Origin of the sequence: Pantoea sp. LS15 (assembly GCF_012241585.1) — a bacterium.
Classification (GTDB): Bacteria; Pseudomonadota; Gammaproteobacteria; order Enterobacterales; family Enterobacteriaceae; genus Enterobacter.
Genome location: NZ_JAAVXA010000011.1, coordinates 63838 through 86032 on the forward strand (window position 1 = coordinate 63838; position 22195 = coordinate 86032).

At 54.8% G+C, this 22195-nt stretch carries 15 protein-coding genes; 11 read left to right on the forward strand and 4 right to left on the reverse strand.

The annotated features are described in order from the left end of the window. Positions 1-67: 67 nt before the first annotated feature. Complete coding sequence (locus tag HED65_RS16115; RefSeq protein ID WP_114979328.1) at positions 68-733, reverse strand: 7-cyano-7-deazaguanine/7-aminomethyl-7-deazaguanine transporter; 666 nt, start codon at positions 731-733, stop codon at positions 68-70. 167 nt (positions 734-900) lie between these two features. Between HED65_RS16115 and tusA the strand changes: the two genes are divergently transcribed. Then, entirely contained in the window at positions 901-1143 is a 243-nt protein-coding gene (gene tusA / locus HED65_RS16120) for a sulfurtransferase TusA (RefSeq protein ID WP_028018047.1), read from the forward strand. A gap of 56 nt (positions 1144-1199) precedes the next feature. Here tusA and yhgN read toward each other — a convergent pair whose 3' ends face one another. After that, the gene (gene yhgN, locus HED65_RS16125) at positions 1200-1793 is read right to left on the reverse strand and encodes an NAAT family transporter YhgN (protein ID WP_039269593.1); all 594 of its coding nucleotides are present in this window, start codon (positions 1791-1793) and stop codon (positions 1200-1202) included. 177 nt (positions 1794-1970) lie between these two features. Here yhgN and asd point away from each other — a divergent pair, with 177 nt between their 5' ends. The 6 genes from asd (at position 1971) to glgP (ending at position 12672) form a co-directional block, all read left to right on the forward strand. Continuing rightward, positions 1971-3074, forward strand: coding sequence for an aspartate-semialdehyde dehydrogenase (gene asd, locus HED65_RS16130; protein ID WP_114979329.1), 1104 nt, complete (start codon positions 1971-1973; stop codon positions 3072-3074). Between the two features lie 229 nt (positions 3075-3303). Further along, positions 3304-5490, forward strand: a complete 2187-nt coding sequence (gene glgB / locus HED65_RS16135) for a 1,4-alpha-glucan branching enzyme (protein ID WP_114979330.1) — start codon at positions 3304-3306, stop codon at positions 5488-5490. Then, positions 5487-7460 (forward strand): glycogen debranching protein GlgX, encoded by a 1974-nt coding sequence (gene glgX / locus HED65_RS16140; RefSeq protein WP_114979331.1) that lies wholly within the window; start codon positions 5487-5489, stop codon positions 7458-7460. Before glgB ends, glgX begins: the two co-directional genes overlap by 4 nt. 17 nt (positions 7461-7477) lie before the next feature. After that, a complete protein-coding gene (gene glgC / locus HED65_RS16145; RefSeq protein WP_049005379.1) occupies positions 7478-8773 on the forward strand; it encodes a glucose-1-phosphate adenylyltransferase in 1296 nt (431 codons plus the stop codon). Then, positions 8773-10206 carry a glycogen synthase GlgA gene (gene glgA / locus HED65_RS16150; RefSeq protein WP_114979332.1) on the forward strand — a complete coding sequence of 478 codons (1434 nt, stop codon included), beginning with the start codon at positions 8773-8775 and terminating at the stop codon, positions 10204-10206. The genes glgC and glgA overlap by 1 nt, the downstream gene beginning before the upstream one ends. Before the next feature lie 18 nt (positions 10207-10224). After that, the gene (gene glgP, locus HED65_RS16155; protein ID WP_114979333.1) at positions 10225-12672 is read left to right on the forward strand and encodes a glycogen phosphorylase; all 2448 of its coding nucleotides are present in this window, start codon (positions 10225-10227) and stop codon (positions 12670-12672) included. An 89-nt stretch (positions 12673-12761) separates the two neighbouring features. Here glgP and glpD read toward each other — a convergent pair whose 3' ends face one another. Continuing rightward, a complete protein-coding gene (gene glpD, locus HED65_RS16160) occupies positions 12762-14270 on the reverse strand; it encodes a glycerol-3-phosphate dehydrogenase (RefSeq protein ID WP_114979334.1) in 1509 nt (502 codons plus the stop codon). Positions 14271-14458: 188 nt separating this feature from the next. Here glpD and glpE point away from each other — a divergent pair, with 188 nt between their 5' ends. The 3 genes from glpE to HED65_RS16175 are packed head-to-tail and all read left to right on the forward strand — an operon-like array spanning position 14459 to position 16444. After that, positions 14459-14791 carry a thiosulfate sulfurtransferase GlpE gene (glpE, locus tag HED65_RS16165; RefSeq protein WP_114979336.1) on the forward strand — a complete coding sequence of 111 codons (333 nt, stop codon included), beginning with the start codon at positions 14459-14461 and terminating at the stop codon, positions 14789-14791. A 47-nt stretch (positions 14792-14838) separates the two neighbouring features. After that, on the forward strand, positions 14839-15669 hold the full coding sequence (glpG, locus tag HED65_RS16170) for a rhomboid family intramembrane serine protease GlpG (protein ID WP_028018039.1): 831 nt from the start codon (positions 14839-14841) through the stop codon (positions 15667-15669). A gap of 16 nt (positions 15670-15685) precedes the next feature. After that, complete coding sequence (locus HED65_RS16175; protein ID WP_008503060.1) at positions 15686-16444, forward strand: DeoR/GlpR family transcriptional regulator; 759 nt, start codon at positions 15686-15688, stop codon at positions 16442-16444. Between the two features lie 62 nt (positions 16445-16506). Here HED65_RS16175 and malT read toward each other — a convergent pair whose 3' ends face one another. Continuing rightward, complete coding sequence (gene malT, locus HED65_RS16180; RefSeq protein ID WP_114979337.1) at positions 16507-19212, reverse strand: HTH-type transcriptional regulator MalT; 2706 nt, start codon at positions 19210-19212, stop codon at positions 16507-16509. 586 nt (positions 19213-19798) lie between these two features. On the opposite strand from malT, the gene malP reads away from it, so the two are divergent. Then, positions 19799-22192 carry a maltodextrin phosphorylase gene (gene malP, locus HED65_RS16185; protein WP_114979338.1) on the forward strand — a complete coding sequence of 798 codons (2394 nt, stop codon included), beginning with the start codon at positions 19799-19801 and terminating at the stop codon, positions 22190-22192. Positions 22193-22195: the final 3 nt, after the last annotated feature.

Here is a 22195-nt window from a genome sequence, read left to right on the forward strand (position 1 = left end):
TCTTCCTTTCGATAAACGGCCATAACGGCTCATTCGCTCATCTTATCACAACTGATAAAGCGAACCCTTAACCAGCCTGCAATGCCGTGATTTCAGATTTATCTGCCAGCCTTTTCAGCATCATATTCAGCAATACACCATACATTGGCAGGAAGAAGACGATACTGATGAGCACCTTGAAGCAGTAGTCCACCAGGGCGATCTCCATCCAGTGCTCGGCCATGAACGCATCCGGGCTGTGCCAGAAGGCGATGAAGAAGAAGGCCAGCGTATCGCTCACGTTACCGAACAGCGTCGAGGCGGTCGGGGCCATCCACCAGCGGTGATTCTGACGCAGGCGGTTAAACACATGCACGTCGAGGATCTGCCCCAGCGCATAAGCCATAAAGCTTGCGGTGGCGATTCGTGCGACAAACAGGTTGAAGTGGGTTAGTGCCTCAAAGCCCTGCCAGCTACCCATGTAGAACAGGGACGAAATCACGTAAGACACGAACAGTGCCGGGAGCATGACCGCAAAAATAATGCGGCGAGCCAGCGGTGCGCCAAAAATTCGCACGGTCAAATCGGTGGCGAGAAAAATAAACGGAAAACTGAACGCGCCCCAGGTGGTATGAAAACCAAAGATGGAGATGGGGAGCTGTACCAGATAGTTGCTGGAGGTGATCACCAGCAAATGGAAAAGCGAAAGCCAGAACAACGCTTTTAAGCGCTGCGATTCAGAAAACTGCGTCATATTTTGACCTTTTTATACGTTGGGGTGAGGGAACCCAATAAAAACCGCAGCATGATACTGCTTTGGTCAGACATTGCAATGGTTAGTTTTTACGCAATCGTTAACCTGGTTTGCATTGATCGCTACGGGGCGTAAACTACAGCCGTTTTTACCTGACCGAGAAGATCATGACCGACCTGTTTTCCAGCCCAGACCACACCCTTGATGCCCAGGGCCTTCGCTGCCCGGAGCCGGTAATGATGGTGCGCAAAACCGTGCGTAACATGCAATCCGGTGAAACGCTGCTGATCATCGCCGACGACCCGGCGACCACCCGCGATATCCCCGGGTTTTGTACCTTTATGGAGCATGAGCTGGTGGCACAGCAGACCGAGGCGCTGCCGTACCGGTATTTGATTCGTAAGGGTTAGTCCTCCGCGGCCTGATGCCCTCACCCCGGCCCTCTCCCACGGGGAGAGGGAGAAAGTCATCCTTTCATCCACACCCGGATCCCGTCCAGGAACATCTGCGTCGCCATCATCACCAGAATCAGCCCCATCAGACGTTCCAGCGCGTTCACCCCTTTTTCACCCAGCAGGCGCAGGAACAGGGACGACTGCAGCAGGATGATAAATGTCCCACCCCAGGCGATCAGCAGGGCAATCACCAGATGGCTCATCTGGTTCGGATACTGATGTGACAGCAGCATCAGCGTGGCCAGAATGGTCGGCCCGGCGACGAGTGGAATTGCCAGCGGCACAATAAACGGCTCTTCACCCGCAGGCAGGCCGCTGCTGCTGCCTTCTGCGCTCGGGAAAATCATCTTTATGGCAATCAGGAACAGGATAATCCCGCCGGAAATGGAAACGGTTTCGGCGCGCAGGTTCAGGAATGCGAGGATTTTTTCGCCCGCAAACAGGAAGATAAACATCACCAGCAGGGCGATGAGCAGCTCGCGGATCATGATTGCCCGACGGCGCTTTGGTTCGGTGTGTTTTAGCACCGACATGAAGATCGGCAGGTTTCCGAGAGGATCCATTATCAGGATCAATAAAACCGCCGCGGAAATGATTTCACTCATGTAAATTATCCCTGAAACTCTCTATGGTTATTATGATGATTAGCTCTTTTTCTGATTGCCGGGCAATCATCGATTAATTTCGCTTGCGACTTTGGCTGCATTTTGTAATGTGAAGCATATCCCAGTTCAATACTGGCTTGCACAAACAGCACACACCCTCTGCAGGAAAAAAATGCTATGAAAAACGTTGGTTTTATCGGCTGGCGCGGTATGGTCGGCTCTGTACTCATGCAACGCATGGTTGAAGAGCGCGATTTCGACGCCATCCGCCCGGTCTTCTTCTCTACTTCCCAGCTCGGTCAGGCTGCGCCTTCATTCGGCGGCACCACTGGCACGTTGCAGGATGCTTTCGATCTGGAAGCGCTGAAGGCACTCGACATTATTGTCACTTGCCAGGGCGGCGATTATACCAACGAAATTTATCCAAAGCTGCGTGAAAGCGGCTGGCAGGGCTACTGGATTGACGCGGCCTCTTCGCTGCGCATGAAAGACGATGCCATCATCATTCTTGACCCGGTTAACCAGGACGTGATCACCAACGGCCTGAACAACGGCGTGAAAACCTTTGTTGGTGGTAACTGTACCGTCAGCCTGATGCTGATGTCTCTGGGCGGCCTGTTCGCTCAGGATCTGGTGGAGTGGGTCTCCGTGGCGACGTACCAGGCGGCTTCCGGTGGTGGTGCGCGTCATATGCGCGAGCTGCTTACCCAGATGGGCCAGTTGCACCACAGCGTGGCGCAAGAGCTGGCAAACCCGGCGTCCGCGATCCTCGATATCGAGCGCAAAGTCACTCAACTGACCCGCAGCGGCGAGCTGCCGGTGGACAACTTTGGCGTACCACTGGCGGGTGGCCTGATCCCGTGGATCGACAAACAGCTGGATAACGGCCAGACCCGCGAAGAGTGGAAAGGCCAGGCCGAGACCAACAAAATTCTCGCTACCGCGAATACCATTCCGGTAGACGGTCTGTGCGTGCGCATCGGCGCGCTGCGCTGCCACAGCCAGGCCTTCACCATTAAACTGAAAAAAGATGTGTCTATTCCGACCGTGGAAGAGCTGCTGGCTGCACACAACCCGTGGGCGAAAGTGGTGCCAAATGATCGCGAGATCACCATGCGTGAACTGACCCCGGCAGCCGTGACTGGCACGCTGACCACGCCGGTTGGCCGTCTGCGTAAGCTGAACATGGGGCCGGAGTACCTCTCCGCGTTCACCGTTGGCGACCAGCTCTTATGGGGAGCAGCAGAGCCGCTGCGCCGCATGCTGCGCCAGCTGGCGTAATAATTTGTTAACTACCGGGGGTGATTTTCGCCCCCTTTTTTTGCGTACTACATGGAGTAAAACGCGTATGTCTTATTTTTATCAGGAGTCATTTAGAGCGTTGGCTATGCTTTAAGGAAGAGTCATTTCTTACCTGAGGTTAGGACGGGCTGTGAGGATGCTCGTTCAGGTCACATTAAAGTCGTCCCAGGCGCTAAAAAAGGACGACATAAAAAACAGGATGAATACCATGTCCGATCGTGTGGATAGAGACGTGATTAATGCGCTTATTGCGGGTCATTTTGCCGACCCCTTTTCCGTGCTGGGGATGCACCGTACAGAGGCCGGGCTGGAAGTTCGGGCGTTGTTACCGGATGCGACAGAAGTGTGGGTTATCGAACCCAAAACCGGCCGCAAAGTGGGCAATCTGGAATGCCTCGACTCGCGTGGTTTCTTCTCAGGCGTGATGCCCCGTCGTAAAAACCCCTTTCGTTATCAGCTTGCCGTCATCTGGCACGGCCAGCAAAATCTCATTGATGATCCCTACAGCTTTGGTCCTCTTTTGCAGGAGATGGATGCCTGGCTGCTGTCTGAAGGAACCCATTTGCGACCTTATGAAACGCTGGGTGCCCACGCAGACACGATGGATGGTATCACCGGCACGCGGTTTGCTGTGTGGGCACCCAACGCCCAACGCGTCTCCGTTGTCGGACAGTTCAACTACTGGGACGGTCGTCGTCACCCGATGCGCCTGCGCCGGGAAACGGGGATCTGGGAACTGTTTATCCCCGGGGCACACAACGGCCAGCTCTATAAATTCGAGATGATCGATGCCCACGGCAAGCTGCGCATTAAAGCCGACCCGTATGCCTTTGAAGCGCAGATGCGCCCGGATACGGCGTCGCTGATTTGTGGCCTGCCGGAGAAAATCACCCAGACGGAAGAGCGCAAACAGGCCAACCGCTTCGATGCACCTATCTCCGTCTATGAAGTGCATCTTGGCTCCTGGCGTCGCCACACGGATAACAACTTCTGGCTCAGCTACCGGGAACTCGCCGAACAACTGGTACCGTATGCCAAATGGATGGGCTTTACTCACCTTGAGCTGTTGCCGGTCAACGAGCATCCGTTCGATGGTAGCTGGGGTTATCAGCCAACCGGGCTGTATGCGCCTACGCGCCGCTTTGGCACGCGCGATGACTTCCGTTATTTCATCCATGCCGCGCATGCCGCCGGGCTGAATGTGATCCTCGACTGGGTGCCTGGCCATTTCCCGTCGGATGACTTTGGTTTGTCAGAGTTTGATGGTACGAAGCTGTACGAGCACAGCGACCCGCGAGAAGGTTATCACCAGGACTGGAATACGCTGATCTACAACTACGGTCGCCGCGAAGTCGCGAACTACCTGGTCGGAAATGCCCTGTACTGGATTGAGCGCTTTGGCATTGATGCTCTGCGTGTTGATGCGGTGGCATCCATGATCTATCGCGATTACAGCCGCAAAGAGGGAGAGTGGATCCCGAACGAGTTTGGTGGCCGTGAAAACCTGGAAGCGATTGAGTTCCTGCGCAGCACCAACCGCATTATCGGTGAGCAGGTGGACGGCGCGGTAACAATGGCAGAAGAGTCGACCGACTTTGCGGGTGTCTCCCGACCACCGTCATTAGGTGGCCTGGGGTTCTGGTACAAGTGGAACCTGGGCTGGATGCATGACACGCTCGACTACATGAAGCTCGATCCGGTTTATCGTCAGTATCATCACGATAAGCTGACGTTCGGGATGCTCTACAACTACACCGAAAACTTCATGCTGCCGCTGTCGCATGATGAAGTGGTACACGGCAAAAAATCCATTCTTGACCGCATGCCGGGCGATGCGTGGCAGAAATTTGCCAACCTGCGCGCCTACTACGGCTGGATGTTTGCGTTCCCGGGCAAAAAACTGCTGTTTATGGGCAATGAGTTCGCTCAGGGACGCGAGTGGAACCACGACGCCAGCCTCGACTGGCATCTGCTGGAAGGTGGCGATAACTGGCACCATGGCGTGCAACGTCTGGTGCGTGACCTGAACCTGACCTATCGTCATCACAAAGCGCTGCACGAACTCGACTTTGACCCGTACGGCTTTGAGTGGCTGGTGGTGGATGACCATGAGCGCTCGGTGTTTGTCTTTGTGCGGCGAGATAAAGCGGGTAACGAGATCATCGTCGCCAGCAACTTCACACCGGTGCCGCGCCAGCACTATCGCTTCGGCATTAACCAGCCGGGTAAATGGCGCGAAATCCTGAATACCGATTCCATGCACTACCACGGCAGCAATACCGGTAATGGTGGTCTGGTGCAAAGTGATGCCATCGAAAGTCATGGGCGGCCAAACTCTCTGAGTCTCACGTTACCGCCGCTTGGCACCATCTGGCTGATGCGGGAGGGTGAATGACGCAACTTACGGCAGGTCAACCCGAACCGCTCGGGGCGAGTTTCGACGGAAAGGGTGTGAATTTCACCCTCTTTTCTGCTCACGCTGAGCGGGTAGAACTGTGTGTTTTTGACGGTGAGGGTAACGAGCACCGTTACGATTTACCGTCGCGCACGGGGGATACCTGGCACGGTTACCTGGCCGGAGGACGGCCAGGTATGCACTATGGTTTTCGTGTTCATGGTCCGTGGGAACCTGCTCAAGGGCACTGGTTTAACCCTGCAAAGCTGTTGATTGATCCGTGTGCGCACCGCGTGGACGGTGAGTTTAAAGACGACCCGATTTTTCATGTCGGTTATGGTGAACCTGACCATCGTGACAGTGCCCATGTGGTGCCAAAAAGCGTGGTAGTGCACGATCACTATGACTGGGAAGACGATGCGCCGCCAGCCACGCCGTGGGGCAACACCGTCATTTATGAGGCTCATGTCAAAGGGCTGACGTATCTGCATCCGTCCATCCCCAAAGAGATGCGCGGCACCTACAAGGCGCTCGGGCATCCGACCATGATCGCCTACCTGAAACACCTCGGCATCACCGCTCTTGAACTGTTACCCGTCGCCCATTTTGCCAGCGAGCCGCGTCTGCAGCGGCTGGGGTTGAGCAACTACTGGGGCTACAACCCGCTGGCGATGTTCGCGCTCGAACCCCGCTATGCCGTCCATCCGGAAAAAGCGCGGGACGAGTTCCGCGATGCGGTGAAAGCGCTCCATGCCGCGGGAATTGAAGTCATTCTGGATGTGGTGCTGAACCACAGCGCTGAAAGCGATCTTGATGGTCCAACGCTCTCCATGCGCGGAATTGATAACCGTAGCTATTATTGGATCAGGCAGGATGGTGATTATGAGAACTGGACCGGCTGCGGCAACACGCTCAATCTCAGCCATCCGGCGGTCATGCAATTCGCGTATGAGAGCCTGAAATACTGGGTGGAAACGTACCACGTGGATGGTTTTCGTTTCGACCTTGCGCCTGTGATGGGGCGGACACCGGCATTCAGCCAGCAGGCACCGCTGTTTGAGGCGATAAAAAACTGCCCGGTGCTCTCACAGGTGAAGCTTATCGCCGAGCCGTGGGACATTGGGGAAGGGGGATATCAGGTCGGGAATTTTCCCCCCTTGTTTGCCGAATGGAACGATCACTATCGCGATGCCGCGCGCCGCTTCTGGCTTGAGCGAAATCTCTCGCTGGGGGAATTTGCCGGGCGCTTTGCCGCGTCAAGCGATCTCTTTAAGCGCGACGGTAAACGACCGTCGGCCACCGTCAACCTGCTGACGGCGCACGACGGTTTTACGCTCAGGGACTGCGTTTGTTTCAATCAGAAACACAATGAGGCGAACGGCGAAGAGAATCGCGATGGCACTAACAATAACCATAGCTTCAATCATGGTATAGAAGGGTTAGGCGGAAGCCTTGACGTTATCGAGCGGCGGCGCGCCAGCGTTCATGCACTGCTGACAACGCTTCTGTTGTCGCAGGGGACACCGATGCTGCTGGCGGGCGATGAGCACGGCCACAGCCAGCACGGTAACAACAATGCGTATTGCCAGGACAACACCTTAACCTGGCTTGACTGGGGGGAGGCGAACAGCGGGTTGATCCATTTTACCGCTGCGCTGATCCACCTTCGCCAGCAAATCCCGGCCCTGACCACCGACCGCTGGTGGGAAGAGGGGGACGGAAACGTTCGCTGGTTGAATAAAGACGCGCAACCACTAAGCGCGCAAGAGTGGCAACACGGTGTACCACGGCTGCAAATCCTGCTTTCGGATAAATGGCTGGTTACGCTGAACGCGACGGATGATGTCGCAGAGATTGTTTTACCTGAAGGGGAATGGCGCGCCGTTCCCCCCTTTGCCGGAGCGGATAATCCGGTAGTAATGGCTGTCTGGCACGGGCCTGCGCACGGAGTGTGTGTATTCCAAAGATGATAAAAAAGGAGTTAGTCATGGTTAGATTAGAGAAGAACGATCCCTTAATGTTGGCACGCCAGCTACCATTAAAAACGGTTGCCCTGATACTCGCTGGTGGGCGTGGTACCCGTCTGAAAGATTTGACCATCAAACGCGCCAAGCCGGCTGTTCACTTTGGTGGTAAGTTCCGTATCATTGATTTCGCACTCTCCAATTGCCTCAACTCTGGCATCCGCCGTATTGGCGTCATTACGCAGTATCAATCACACACGCTGGTGCAGCATATCCAGCGCGGCTGGTCCTTCTTCAGCGAAGAGATGAATGAGTTTGTCGATCTCCTCCCGGCCCAGCAGCGCGTTCACGGCGAAAACTGGTACCGGGGCACGGCGGATGCGGTGACGCAAAACCTCGATATCATTCGTCGTTATAACGCGGAATATATCGTGATCCTCGCCGGGGACCATATCTACAAACAAGACTACTCCCACATGCTCATCGACCATGTCGAAAAAGGGGCGCGTTGCACCGTGGCGTGTCTGCCAGTGCCCGTTGCTGAAGCGACGGCGTTTGGGGTAATGCACGTGGATGCGGACGACAAAATTATCGACTTCGTCGAAAAACCCGCAAACCCGCCGACCATGCCGGGAGATGATACGAAGTCACTCGCCAGCATGGGGATCTATGTCTTTGATGCAGATTACCTTTATGAACTGCTGGAAGAAGACGACAAAGACGAAAACTCCAGCCATGACTTTGGCAAAGATATCATCCCGAAAATTACGCAAGCTGGCATGGCGTATGCACATCCCTTCCCGTTGTCCTGCGTGCAATCCGACCCAAATGCGGAACCTTACTGGCGCGATGTGGGAACGCTGGAAGCGTACTGGAAGGCGAACCTCGACCTGGCCTCGGTGACCCCTGAGCTGGATATGTACGATCAGAACTGGCCGATTCGTACTCATATGGAATCGCTCCCGCCAGCCAAATTCGTTCAGGACCGTTCGGGTAGTCACGGTATGACACTGAACTCGCTGGTTTCTGGCGGATGCATTATTTCAGGGTCGGTGGTGGTGCAGTCAGTGCTGTTCCCCCGCGTGCGGATAAATTCATTCTGTAATATTGATTCGGCAGTCTTATTGCCAGATGTCTGGGTTGGACGTTCGTGTCGCCTGCGTCGTTGCGTTATCGACCGCGCCTGCGTCATTCCTGAGGGGATGGTCATTGGTGAAAACGCGGAAGAAGACGCGCGTCGTTTCTACCGTTCGGAAGAGGGAATCGTGTTAGTAACACGGGAAATGTTGCGGAAGCTGCAGATCAAACAGGAGCGATGATGCAGGTTTTACACGTATGTTCTGAGATGTTCCCGTTGTTAAAAACGGGCGGCCTGGCGGATGTTCTTGGTGCATTACCGGCGGCGCAAATCGCCGGAGGGGTGGATACCCGAGTCCTGCTGCCCGCATTTCCGGATATCCGGCGTGGTATTCCCGATGCAAAAGTGGTGACGCGTCGTGAGACCTTTGCCGGGCGCATCACCCTGCTGTTTGGACATTACAATGGCGTTGGGATCTACCTGATTGACGCGCCGCACTTATATGACAGGCCCGGGAGTCCGTATCACGACACCAACCTGTTTGCTTACCCGGACAACGTGCTGCGCTTTGCGTTGCTCGGTTGGGTCGGTGCAGAAATGGCGACGGGGCTGGATCCATTCTGGCGTCCGGATGTGGTGCACGCACACGACTGGCACGCCGGGCTTGCCCCGGCGTATCTGGCCGCGCGCGGCCACCCGGCCAGGTCAGTTTTTACTGTGCATAACCTGGCATATCAGGGGATGTACTATGCCCATCACATGCATGAAATCGATCTGCCATTGTCGTTCTATAACATTCACGGGCTGGAGTTTAACGGGCAGATCTCGTTCCTGAAAGCCGGGCTTTACTATGCCGATCATATTACCGCCGTGAGCCCGACTTACGCCCGGGAAATTACCCAGCCGGAGTTTGGTTATGGCCTGGAAGGGCTACTGCGGCAGCGTCATCGTGAGGGGCGCCTGTCGGGTATTTTGAACGGTGTTGATGAAAAGATCTGGAGCCCGGAAACCGATCTCCTGCTGGCGTCGCGCTATGGCCGTGATTCGGTCGAGGACAAAGCCGAAAACAAGCGCCAGCTGCAAATTGCCATGGGCCTGAAGGTGAACGACAAAGTTCCGTTGTTCGCCGTGGTCAGTCGCCTGACCAGCCAGAAAGGGCTGGATCTGGTGCTGGAAGCTCTGCCTGGTTTACTGGAGCAGGGAGGGCAACTGGCGCTGCTCGGCGCGGGTGATCCGGTGCTGCAGGAGGGTTTTCTGGCGGCAGCAGCGGAACATCCCGGGCAGGTTGGGGTGCAGATTGGCTATCACGAAGCGTTTTCGCACCGCATTATGGGCGGCGCGGACGTCATCCTGGTGCCAAGCCGTTTCGAACCCTGCGGTCTGACGCAACTCTACGGCCTGAAATACGGCACGTTACCGCTGGTGCGCCGCACGGGTGGGCTGGCGGATACAGTTTCCGACAGTTCTCTGGAAAATCTGGCGGACGGTATCGCCAGCGGGTTTGTGTTTGAAGACAGTAATGCCTGGTCGTTGTTACGGGCGATTCGGCGTGCTTTCGTTTTATGGTCCCGTCCTTCCTTGTGGCGTTATGTTCAGCGTCAGGCGATGAGCATGGACTTTAGCTGGCACGTTGCGGCGCAGTCATACCGCGATCTTTATCAACGCTTGATGTAACAAGGCGGAGTCACTGATATGAATGCACCTTTTAGCTACTCTTCACCCACACTCAGCGTTGAGGCGTTAAAACACTCTATCGCCTATAAGCTGATGTTCACCATCGGGAAAGATCCGGTCATCGCGAATAAACACGAGTGGCTGAACGCCACCCTGTTTGCCGTGCGTGACCGTTTAGTTGAACGCTGGCTGCGCTCCAACCGTGCCCAGCTCTCACAGGAAACGCGTCAGGTTTACTACCTGTCGATGGAATTTTTGATTGGCCGCACGCTTTCCAATGCGCTGTTGTCGCTCGGTATTTATGACGACGTCAAAACCGCACTGGAAGAGATGGGGTTAGATTTAGAAGAACTGATTGACGAAGAGAATGACCCAGGCCTCGGTAACGGCGGTCTGGGACGCCTTGCGGCCTGCTTCCTGGACTCGCTGGCGACGCTGGCGTTGCCGGGGCGTGGTTACGGTATTCGCTATGATTACGGCATGTTCAAGCAGAACATCGTCGACGGACGTCAGAAAGAGTCGCCGGACTACTGGCTGGAGTACGGTAACCCGTGGGAGTTCAAACGCCATAACACGCGCTATAAAGTGCGCTTTGGCGGACGTATTCAGCAGGAAGGGAAAAAATCCCGCTGGGTGGAAACCGAAGAGATCCTGGCCGTGGCCTATGACCAGATCATCCCTGGTTACGACACCGATGCCACCAATACGCTGCGCCTGTGGAGTGCCCAGGCCAGTAGTGAAATTAACCTCGGTAAATTCAACCAGGGTGATTACTTCGCGGCGGTGGAAGATAAAAACCACTCCGAGAACGTGTCCCGCGTGCTGTACCCGGATGACTCTACCTACTCCGGTCGCGAACTGCGCCTGCGTCAGGAGTATTTCCTTGTCTCCTCAACGGTACAGGACATCCTTAATCGCCATTATCAACTGCATAAAACCTACGCCAACCTGGCGGAGAAAACCGCGATTCACCTCAACGACACCCACCCGGTGCTCTCCATTCCAGAGCTGATGCGTCTGCTGATCGACGAACATAAGTTCAGCTGGGATGATGCGTTTGAAGTGACCTGTCAGGTGTTCTCGTACACCAACCATACGCTGATGAGCGAAGCGCTGGAGACCTGGCCGGTGGATATGCTCGGCAAAATCCTGCCGCGCCATCTGCAGATTATCTTTGAGATCAACGATTACTTCCTCAAGACGTTGCAGGAGCAGTACCCGAACGATACCGGCCTGCTGAGTCGTACGTCGATCATTGATGAGTCGAACGGCCGCCGTGTGCGCATGGCCTGGCTGGCGGTAGTGATCAGCCACAAGGTGAACGGGGTGTCCGAGTTGCACTCAAACCTGATGGTACAGTCGCTGTTTGCTGACTTCGCGAAGATCTTCCCGACACGTTTTTGCAATGTGACCAACGGCGTTACACCCCGACGCTGGCTGGCGCTGGCCAATCAGCCGCTCTCTGAGGTGCTGGATGAGAATATCGGTCGCACCTGGCGTACCGATTTGAGCCAACTGAGCGAACTTGAACAGCACATTGATTTCCCGACGGTCAACAAAGCCGTGCGTGAAGCCAAGCTGCTGAACAAAAAGCGTTTATCGGTTTATCTTGCGCTGCATCTGAACGTAGTCGCCAACCCGAAAGCGCTGTTCGATGTGCAGATCAAGCGCATCCACGAGTACAAACGTCAGCTCATGAACGTGCTACATGTGATCACCCATTACAACCGCATCAAGGCCGATCCTACGGCCGAGTGGGTGCCACGGGTGAAGATCTTTGCTGGTAAGGCGGCTTCCGCCTACTACATGGCAAAGCATATCATTCACCTAATCAATGATGTGGCGAAGGTGGTCAACCTGGATCCGGAAATTGGCGACAAGCTGAAGGTGGTGTTCATCCCGAACTACAGCGTAAGCCTGGCGCAGTTGATTATCCCGGCGGCGGATCTCTCTGAGCAGATTTCCACAGCAGGTACGGAAGCGTCCGGCACCAGTAACATGAAGTTTGCTCTCAACGGCGCGCTGACCATTGGTACGCTGGACGGGGCGAATGTTGAGATGCTGGAGCATGTCGGTGCAGATAACATCTTTATCTTCGGTAACACAACGGAAGAGGTCGAAGCGCTGCGTAAGCAGGGTTACTCACCGCGTAAATACTACGAAGAGGATGAAGAGCTACGCCAGGTATTGACGCAAATCGCCACCGGCGTGTTTAGCCCTGAGGAGCCTGGCCGTTATCGCGACCTGGTGGATTCGCTGATTAATTTTGGCGATCACTATCAGGTGCTGGCGGATTATCGCAGCTATGTGGATTGCCAGGATAAAGTGGACGAACTGTACCGGCATCAGGAGAAGTGGACCTGTGCCGCGATGCGCAACATCGCCAATATGGGGTATTTCTCGTCAGACAGGACCATCAAAGAGTATGCCGAGACAATCTGGCATATTGATCCGGTAAGGTTGTAAAAACAAAGCCGGGTGGCGGCTACGCCTTACCCGGCCTACTCGATCCCGTAGGCCCGGTAAGCGGTAGCGCCACCGGGCTTTTTTTCACGTCAAGATGCTAACGACAGCTCACGCTTCCCCGCATTTTGCAGTAACCACTGCGCCACGCGAGATTGCTGCTCGGCATCCAGCCACATCCCTTCTTTAGTACGACGCCAGATGGCGTCATCCAGGCGGCGAACCCATTCGTGTTCAACCAAATAACGCAACTCGGCTTCGTACAGTTCATGGCCGAAATGTTCACCCAGATCAGCAATCTCTTTGGCTTCACCGAGGATCCACTCGGTGTTGCTACCGTAAGTACGGGCATAATGGCGTGCCATCCCTTCGGTGATGAACGGGTAGCGGCGACGCAGCTTCGCGGCATAATCATCGCGGTTATCCCCGATATCTCCGCCAGGCAGCACGGCACCTTTGGTCCATGCCGGGCCAATGCCTTTATAGTACGGCACCAGTTTTTCCAGCGCGTGCTCAGCCAGCTTACGATAAGTGGTGAGTTTACCGCCAAATACCGACAGCAGCGGTGCCTGGCCATCTACGTCGTGAATATCAAGCGTATAGTCGCGGGTGATGGCTTGTGGTGAATCCGATTCGTCATCGCACAGCGGACGCACGCCGGAGTAAGTCCAGACTACATCATGACGAGACAGCTGTTTCTTAAAGTGCGCGTTATACACTTTCAGCAGGTAGTTGACCTCGCTCTCGTCGATCTCAACGTTTTTCGGATCGCCTTTGTACTCCACGTCGGTGGTACCGATAATGGAAAATTCGTCCATCCACGGGATCACAAACACGATGCGCTTATCTTCGTTCTGCAGAATATAAGCCTGCTTCTGAGTATGTACGCGCGGCACCACAATATGGCTGCCTTTGATCAGGCGAATACCGTACGGCGAAGGCAGGTGCATGCCTTCGTCAAAGAACTGTTTCACCCACGGACCGGTGGCGTTGACCAGGCCGCGTGCTTTCCAGCTGAATTTCTCGCCGGTATCGATGTCTTCCGCGTCGACAATCCACAGACCGTTTTCACGACGAGCAGAGGTCGCGCGGGTGCGGGTTTTCACCTCGCCGCCTTTCTTCACCACCATCTGTGCGTTCGCCAGAACCAGACGCGCATCGTCTACCCAGCAATCGGAATATTCGAATCCGCGCACGATTTCAGGTTTAAGGACCGATTCTGAACCAAAACGCAAACCGTTCGAACCCGGCAGACTGGTGCGTTTACCCAGGTGATCGTACATAAACAGACCGATTCGGATCATCCAGGCCGGACGCAGATGCGGGCGATGGGGCAGGCGGAAACGCATCGGAATCGCCAGATGCGGTGCCATTTTTAGCAACACTTCACGTTCAGCCAGCGCTTCACTGACCAGGCGGAATTCGTAGTGTTCCAGGTAGCGCAGGCCACCGTGAATCAGTTTGGAGCTGGCGGACGACGTCGCGCAGGCGAGATCGTTAGCTTCCAGCATCAGTACGGATAATCCGCGTCCTGCGGCATCGACCGCAATACCGGCACCGTTGATGCCACCGCCTATCACAATCAGATCTTTGGTTTCCATAACACCCTCATGCACTTTCGTTAAAGCTCAGAAATGTTCGATATCGCTCATAATAGCAAAGGAACGCGCTTTTGGTAACATCAAAAAAACAATTTAGAGTGATATGGATAACATAATGGCGTTTACCCGCCGCCAGGACGTACACTACGGGGTAAAATAGTGCCGTTGACCAATGTAAAGAGAACACAATGGATCAGTTTGAATGTATTAACGTAGAAGAAGCCCATCAGAAAATGCACCAGGGAACGGCGGTGCTGGTGGACATCCGCGATCCGCAGAGTTTTGCGATGGGCCACACACCGGGTGCGTTCCACCTCACCAACGATACGCTGGGCGCGTTTATGCGCGATAACGACTTCGAAACGCCGGTGATGGTGATGTGCTACCACGGCAACAGCAGTAAAGGTGCGGCGCAGTACCTGATTCAGCAAGGCTACGACGCGGTGTACAGCGTCGACGGTGGATTCGATGCATGGCATCGCCATTTCCCGGCAGAAGTTGAGTACGCGTTTGAGCGCTGATCCCGCTATACTGTCCCCTTTTGTGTGGAAATAAGCGACCGCTACCCATGTTGATGATCACCTCTTTTACCAACCCGCGTGTCGCCCAGGCGTTTGTCGACTACATGGCAACGCAGGGTGTTATTCTGACCATCCAGCAACATACTCAGACCGATGTCTGGCTGGCCGATGAGAGCCAGGCAGGGCGGGTAAACGAGGAGTTGGCGCGTTTTCTTGAGAACCCCGGCGACCCGCGCTATCTGGCAGCCAGCTGGCAATCTGGCCAGACGGGCAGTGGGTTGCATTATCGTCGTTTTCCTTTCTTTGCCACCGTGCGTGAACGTGCAGGGCCGTTTACGCTACTGCTGATGGCGGCCTGTATTGTCGTCTTTATCATTATGAACGTGGTGGGTGACCAGAGCGTGATGATCGCTCTGGCGTGGCCGTACGACCCCTCTCTGGAGTTTGATGTCTGGCGCTACTTTACCCACGCGCTGATGCACTTCTCGGTGATGCACATCCTCTTTAACTTGCTGTGGTGGTGGTATCTCGGCGGTATCGTTGAGAAGCGGCTCGGCAGCGGCAAGCTGATCGTTATCACCATTATTAGCGCCCTGCTGAGCGGCTATGTGCAGCATAAATTCAGCGGTCCGTGGTTCGGTGGGCTGTCTGGCGTGGTATACGCCCTGATGGGCTACGTCTGGCTTCGCGGGGAGCGCGACCCGGAAAGCGGCATCTATTTACAACGCGGACTCATAACCTTTGCGTTAATATGGCTAATTGCCGGATGGTTTGATCTGTTTGGTATGTCTATCGCCAATGGTGCACACGTCACTGGCCTGGTTGTCGGGTTGGCAATGGCCTTTGCCGACACGCTCCATGCGCGAAAACGAACATAATTCTCAGGGATAATTGATGAAACAAACACAACGTCATGACGCCATTATCGAACTGGTAAAAAAACAGGGATACGTCAGTACTGAAGAGCTGGTTGAACAGTTTGCCGTCAGCCCGCAAACCATCCGTCGTGACCTGAACGATCTGGCCGATCAGAACCGTATTCTGCGCCACCACGGCGGGGCGGCGTTGCCGTCCAGCTCGGTCAACACCTCCTGGCACGATCGTAAAGCCACGCAGACGGCAGAGAAAGAACGCATTGCCCGCAAGGTCGCCAGTCAGATCCCGAACGGGGCGACGCTTTTTATTGATATCGGCACCACGCCGGAAGCGGTCGCCCATGCGCTGCTGGATCACGAGAACCTGCGCGTGGTCACCAACAACCTGAACGTCGCCAACACCCTGATGCAGAAAGACGATTTCCGCATCATCCTCGCGGGCGGCGAGCTGCGCAGCCGCGATGGCGGGATTATCGGCGAAGCGACCCTCGACTTTATCTCTCAGTTCCGCCTCGATTTTGGCATTCTCGGGATCAGCGGCATTGATAGCGACGGCTCACTGCTGGAATTTGATTATCATGAGGTGCGTACCAAGCGCGCGATTATTGAAAACTCACGTCACGTAATGCTGGTGGTAGACCATTCGAAGTTTGGCCGGAATGCGATGGTGAACATGGGAAGCATCAGCATGGTGGATGCGGTGTATACAGACGTGATGCCGCCAGCGGGCGTTATGCAGGTGATTAAAGATAATAATTTGCAGTTAGAGCTGTGCTAAGAAACCTTTCTCCCTCTCCCTGTGGGAGAGGGCCGGGGTGAGGGCATCAGGCCGCACCAAACCTAAACTCCGTACCCCATCATCTTCAACAATCGCTGCGCATGCTGCACCGCATCCTGACGGTGCGCCACGCCCAGTTTCTGATACAGATTTCGGATATGCGTTTTAATGGTGGTCGCAGCAACCGCCAGTTCACCCGCAATTTGTTCATTGCTGTAGCCGGAATAGATCAGCCCCAGTACCTGCCATTCACGCTGGGTGAGCGGGCTGGTGCGGATAAGCTCCGGTACTTCCGGGTGGTTCAGCAGACGTTCGACAAAGTTCTCATCGAAATGCGCAAACTTATGGCGATGATGTTGGTTGATTTCACGCAGAATACGTTGAGCGCGATGCTGATCGAGTTCCGGCAGCGTATTGAGCTGAATCAACTGACGCAGTTGCTGCGCCATCACTTCACCTTCAATCACAAAGTGGCTGATAAAACCGGTGCGGTTCGCGAGTTGCAGCGCTTCCAGCAGTACACGCTGAGCATCATTTTTACGACCCGCCTGCCAGTAGAGCTGGTTCAGCAGCAGCAGGTTGCGGTTGAGATCGCTCATCAGACGCAGGCCGCGCGCGTTCTCGTTTAGCTCTTCAAGCACAATCTCCGCGGACTCTAATTCACCGAGCAGGATCTGCGCGCGGGCAATGTTACGCCACTGGCTCTGCAGGAAATGGTTGTTAGCAAATTCCGGTTTTGGCGTCTGACGTAACCAGTTGGCGGCGGATTTTTTGTCGCCAGTCATTTGCCAGTAAATCACCCGGACCTTATCGGCGTTAGATACCCAGTCGCTATGATACTGACCGTTGCCGAGCAGGTTTTCCAGACGGTTAAGATGGTTACGGGCGTTATCGAGATCACCGCGCGCCAGCGAGCACTGCACCAGCAGTGCCAGACACTGCAACTGTTGCTGCGGCTGGAAGCCAGAAAGCACGTCCACACCCTGGCGAGCGCAACTTTCTGCTTCATCCAGACGTGACCATGCCCACAGGAGTTGAGCGCGAATACGCAACAGGAACTCGTGCATTGGCAGCTGTTCCAGGTGCTGTTCACGAATCAGCTGGAAGGCTTTTTCCTGATTTTCCCAGGCTGCCTGCAGGAACCCCTGAGCGAACAGAATTTCGCTTTGCTGGATCAGGCTCCATAACGCGTAGTGCCAGACATCGTGACGCCGTGCCATTTGTTCAGTTTGCTGCATCAGCGAAAGGGAGCGCGTCAGCTCGCCTTTGCAGTGCAGCACTTCACCGTGTACCGACGTGGCAACGATCCGGCTGTAGAAGTTGGCCAGCGGCAGTTCATCCAGTGCGACCATCGCCAGGCGCTCGGCTTCATCCGGGTCGCCGTCGTTAATCGCGACCTGGGCCCGCAGGGCGTTAAATTCACCGTGCAGGGGCGTGTCCATGTTGCTTTCCATCTCCTGTTCCGCACGTGCCAGCAGGGTATTCACTTCGCTATAGCGATGTTGGCTCTGCATCAGCCAGGCCTGCAGCAACACCAGACGCGGGTTCTCCAGCAGACTTTCCCACGGCAGCGCTTTGAGAGACTCTTCAAGTAGCGTCAGCTCGCTGTGGTTGAATAAGCCCCACGCATGGTTGAGGAGAATATCACGCAGCATGTTGGCATCACCTGCGGCCAGCGCATGGTGGATCGCCTCGCTCGGGAAGCCTTGTGCCATCCAGCTTTCGGCGGCAGCGCGATGAATTTCCGGCAGTTCAACCGCAAGCTCCCACTGGCAACGCTGGCGCAGGAAACTGCCAAACAGCGGATGGTAGCTGAACCATTCGCCGGGATCGTCCATACGCGTCAGGAACAGGCCCTGACGTTCAATTTCTTCAAGCTGTAACTGGCCGTTTTCGCAGCCCGTCACGCGTACAATCAGCGCATCGTTCATGGAACGCAGCAGCGAGCTTTTCAGCAGGAAATTACGGGTAGACGGATCGACGCTGTCCAGCACCTCATCCACGAGATAGTCAGAAAGATGGCTGGCATTGATGCCCGCCAGACGCCGCGCTGACTGATGCGCCGGGCTGTTGTTTTGCCGGGCAGAGAGGGCAATTAACTGCAGTGCAGTGGCCCAGCCAGCGACATCATCACACATCCGGCTGCTTTCTGATGCCTCAATGGGGGAGGTCAGACGGCAGTCAAAGAACTGTTTCGCTTCCTGATGAGTAAAAGCCAGCTGCTGGCTACCCACTTCCAGAAGTTGATCGCGCACGCGCAGGTTGGCAATGCCCAACTGCGGCAGGTTACGTGACAGTACCACCAGGGTCAGGTTTTCCGGTTGATGGCGGAGGAAGAAACGCATCGACTCATGGATCACCGGGTTAGTGATGAGATGGTAATCATCAATCACCACATACAGCGGGCGATGCCATTCGGCCAGTTCAATAAACAACTGAGAGAAAAGGGAGGACAGGCTGGCGTACTGGCGCTTTTGCACCATCACCTCACTGGCGATGCAGTGTCCATTGGTTGCCTGTTGAATAGCGGCAATCAAATAGCTGGCAAAACGCTCTTGCTGGTTATCGCCCTCATCAAGGGAGTACCAGCCAAGATCGCTCTTACCTGCGGCCCATTGCGAAATGAGCGTTGTTTTTCCATAACCTGCAGGGCTCGTAACCAGCGCCAGTCGGAAATTATGCGCGCCGGAAAGTTTAGCCAACAGGCGCTCGCGGACCACTGTATGGTCAAGGCGAACCGGGCGACTTAATTTAGACGGAATCAACATAGGTTTCACTTCACTGTGGGGAACGAGAGATTTTATTTTTTTTGCGCTTCGTAATTAATACGATATAAGGTCGGCCAGAAAGAGAACTATTGCAAGTTATGTCTGGATTTGGTGGCTCTGAATTTGCACTCTGTCACAAAACATTCAGACAGATGATGGAACTTTCTGGAATGGGCTTTAACGCCGCGTCAATGCTGGCTTGTATGGTTCTGGTGCGGCTACGCTGAAACTGGTTTCAGAAAGGAATAGTGACGTCAAATGTAATAAAGTTCGGGTAAAATTATAAGTGATTAATAATCTCCTTAGTTATTACCCGATTGCAGAAATATTATTCTACGTAAGTAATCATTTCAGAGAGGTTTAATTACACACGAAACTGCATTTCATTTCTTTGACATTCTCCCCGGTTACTTTTTTATCTTCAGGGCACACTCGAACTATGCTCTGAGAGTGGCCTCGATCACATTTTTATGCTCATCCCCGCTACTCCTCCCTGTCTAATCCCCCACAGGAGGAGGAAGAGGTGAAATGAGCCAGGCACACTAGCGCCAACTTGTGTTTTCTTTCTAAAGGATGCCGATCCCCTATGTCACAGCCTACCTTCAACAAAGCTCAATTCCAGGCTGCCCTGACGCGTCAGTGGCAGCGTTTTGGCCTTCATGCGGCAAACGAAATGACGCCTCACCAGTGGTGGCAGGCGGTGAGTGGTGCGCTCGCGGAACAGCTGGATGCTCAGCCTTTGGCAAAGCCGGTGAAAAACCAGCGACACGTGAACTACATCTCGATGGAATTCCTGATTGGCCGTCTGACGGGCAACAACCTGCTGAACCTTGGCTGGTATCAGGACGTTGGTGATGTGCTCAAAGAGCATGACATTAATCTGACCGATCTGCTGGAAGAAGAGATTGACCCCGCGCTGGGTAACGGTGGACTGGGACGTCTGGCTGCCTGCTTCCTTGACTCCATGGCAACCGTCGGCCAGTCAGCAATTGGCTATGGTCTCAACTACCAGTACGGCCTGTTCCGTCAGTCATTTGCCGATGGTCATCAGATGGAAGCGCCGGACGACTGGCACCGCAATACTTACCCGTGGTTCCGCCATAACGCGCAGCTGGATGTGCAGGTCGGGATTGGTGGGAAAGTCACGAAGGAGGGGCTCTGGGAACCGGCCTTCACCATTACTGGCGAAGCCTGGGATCTGCCAGTACTGGGTTACCGTAACGGCGTGGCGCAGCCTCTGCGTCTGTGGCAGGCGAAGCATGCGCATCCGTTCAACCTGACCAAATTCAACGATGGCGATTTCCTGCGTGCTGAACAGCAAGGTATCGACGCCGAGAAGCTGACGAAAGTCCTCTACCCGAACGACAACCACCTGGCGGGTAAAAAACTGCGTTTGATGCAGCAGTACTTCCAGTGTGCCTGTTCCGTGGCGGATATCCTGCGTCGTCATCATCTGGCAGGCCGCAAGCTGGCTCAACTGCCTGATTTCGAAGTGATTCAACTCAACGACACACACCCGACGATCGCGATCCCGGAACTGCTGCGCGTGCTGATCGACGAGCATCAGCTGAGCTGGGATGACGCATGGGCGATCACCAGTCGTACCTTCGCTTACACCAACCACACCCTGATGCCAGAAGCGCTGGAGTGCTGGGACGAGAAGCTGGTGAAAACACTGCTGCCGCGTCATATGCAGATCATCAACAAGATTAACGACAACTTTAAAGTGCTGGTGAAAAAGACCTGGCCTGGTGACAAAGAGGTCTGGGCGAAGCTGGCAGTAGTTCATGACAAACAGGTCCGCATGGCAAACATGTGTGTGGTAAGCGGCTTTGCTGTAAACGGTGTGGCAGCGCTGCACTCGGATCTGGTGGTAAAAGATCTGTTCCCGGAATATCACCAGCTGTGGCCGACCAAATTCCACAACGTGACTAACGGCATCACGCCGCGTCGCTGGATCAAGCAGTGCAACCCACTGCTGGCAGGACTGCTGGATAAAACCCTGAAAAAAGAGTGGGCCAACGATCTGGACCAGCTCATCAACCTGGAAAAATACGCCGACGACGCGAAATTCCGCGAGCAGTACCGCGCGATCAAGCGGGAAAACAAAGTTCGCCTGGCAGCGTTTGTCAAAGCGCGTACCGGAATTGAGATCAACCCGAATGCCATTTTCGACATTCAGATCAAACGCCTGCATGAGTACAAACGTCAGCACCTGAATCTGCTGCACATTCTGGCGCTGTACAAAGAGATCCGCGAGAATCCGAAAGCCGATCTCGTTCCACGCGTGTTCCTGTTCGGTGCGAAAGCGGCGCCGGGCTACTACCTGGCGAAAAACATCATTCTGGCAATCAACAAGGTTGCTGAAGCCATCAACAACGATCCGAAAGTCGGCGACAAGCTGAAAGTGGTGTTCCTGCCGGATTACTGTGTCTCGGCGGCTGAAATGCTGATCCCGGCGGCAGATATCTCCGAGCAGATTTCTACAGCGGGTAAAGAAGCATCCGGTACCGGCAACATGAAGCTGGCGCTCAACGGCGCGCTGACGGTTGGCACACTGGACGGTGCAAACGTCGAAATCGCCGAGAAAGTGGGTGAAGAGAATATATTTATCTTCGGTCATACCGTGGAAGAAGTGAAAGCCATCAAGGCTAAAGGCTACGACCCGGTGAAATGGCGTAAGAAAGATAAAGTGCTCGATGCGGTGCTGAAAGAGCTGGAAAGCGGTAAATACAGCGACGGCGACAAGCATGCGTTTGACCAGATGCTGCACAGCATGGACAAGCATGGCGGCGACCCGTATCTGGTGATGGCGGACTTCACAGCCTATGTCGACGCACAAAAACAGGTTGATGTTCTGTATCGCGACCAGGAAGCCTGGACCCGGGCGTGCATTCTGAATACCGCCCGCTGCGGTATGTTCAGCTCTGACCGCTCAATTCGTGATTATCAGGCCCGTATCTGGCAGGCAAAACGCTAAGGA

Excerpts from the sequence above, each read along its gene's own strand:
- glpG (WP_028018039.1), top strand. The coding sequence starts at position 14,839 with ATGTTGATGATCACCTCTTTTACCAACCCGCGTGTCGCCCAGGCGTTT.
- HED65_RS16115 (WP_114979328.1), bottom strand. The coding sequence starts at position 733 with ATGACGCAGTTTTCTGAATCGCAGCGCTTAAAAGCGTTGTTCTGGCTT.
- yhgN (WP_039269593.1), bottom strand. The coding sequence starts at position 1,793 with ATGAGTGAAATCATTTCCGCGGCGGTTTTATTGATCCTGATAATGGAT.
- HED65_RS16175 (WP_008503060.1), top strand. The coding sequence starts at position 15,686 with ATGAAACAAACACAACGTCATGACGCCATTATCGAACTGGTAAAAAAA.
- glgB (WP_114979330.1), top strand. The coding sequence starts at position 3,304 with ATGTCCGATCGTGTGGATAGAGACGTGATTAATGCGCTTATTGCGGGT.
- tusA (WP_028018047.1), top strand. The coding sequence starts at position 901 with ATGACCGACCTGTTTTCCAGCCCAGACCACACCCTTGATGCCCAGGGC.
- glgA (WP_114979332.1), top strand. The coding sequence starts at position 8,773 with ATGCAGGTTTTACACGTATGTTCTGAGATGTTCCCGTTGTTAAAAACG.
- asd (WP_114979329.1), top strand. The coding sequence starts at position 1,971 with ATGAAAAACGTTGGTTTTATCGGCTGGCGCGGTATGGTCGGCTCTGTA.
- malP (WP_114979338.1), top strand. The coding sequence starts at position 19,799 with ATGTCACAGCCTACCTTCAACAAAGCTCAATTCCAGGCTGCCCTGACG.
- glgX (WP_114979331.1), top strand. The coding sequence starts at position 5,487 with ATGACGCAACTTACGGCAGGTCAACCCGAACCGCTCGGGGCGAGTTTC.
- glpD (WP_114979334.1), bottom strand. The coding sequence starts at position 14,270 with ATGGAAACCAAAGATCTGATTGTGATAGGCGGTGGCATCAACGGTGCC.
- glgP (WP_114979333.1), top strand. The coding sequence starts at position 10,225 with ATGAATGCACCTTTTAGCTACTCTTCACCCACACTCAGCGTTGAGGCG.
- glpE (WP_114979336.1), top strand. The coding sequence starts at position 14,459 with ATGGATCAGTTTGAATGTATTAACGTAGAAGAAGCCCATCAGAAAATG.
- glgC (WP_049005379.1), top strand. The coding sequence starts at position 7,478 with ATGGTTAGATTAGAGAAGAACGATCCCTTAATGTTGGCACGCCAGCTA.
- malT (WP_114979337.1), bottom strand. The coding sequence starts at position 19,212 with ATGTTGATTCCGTCTAAATTAAGTCGCCCGGTTCGCCTTGACCATACA.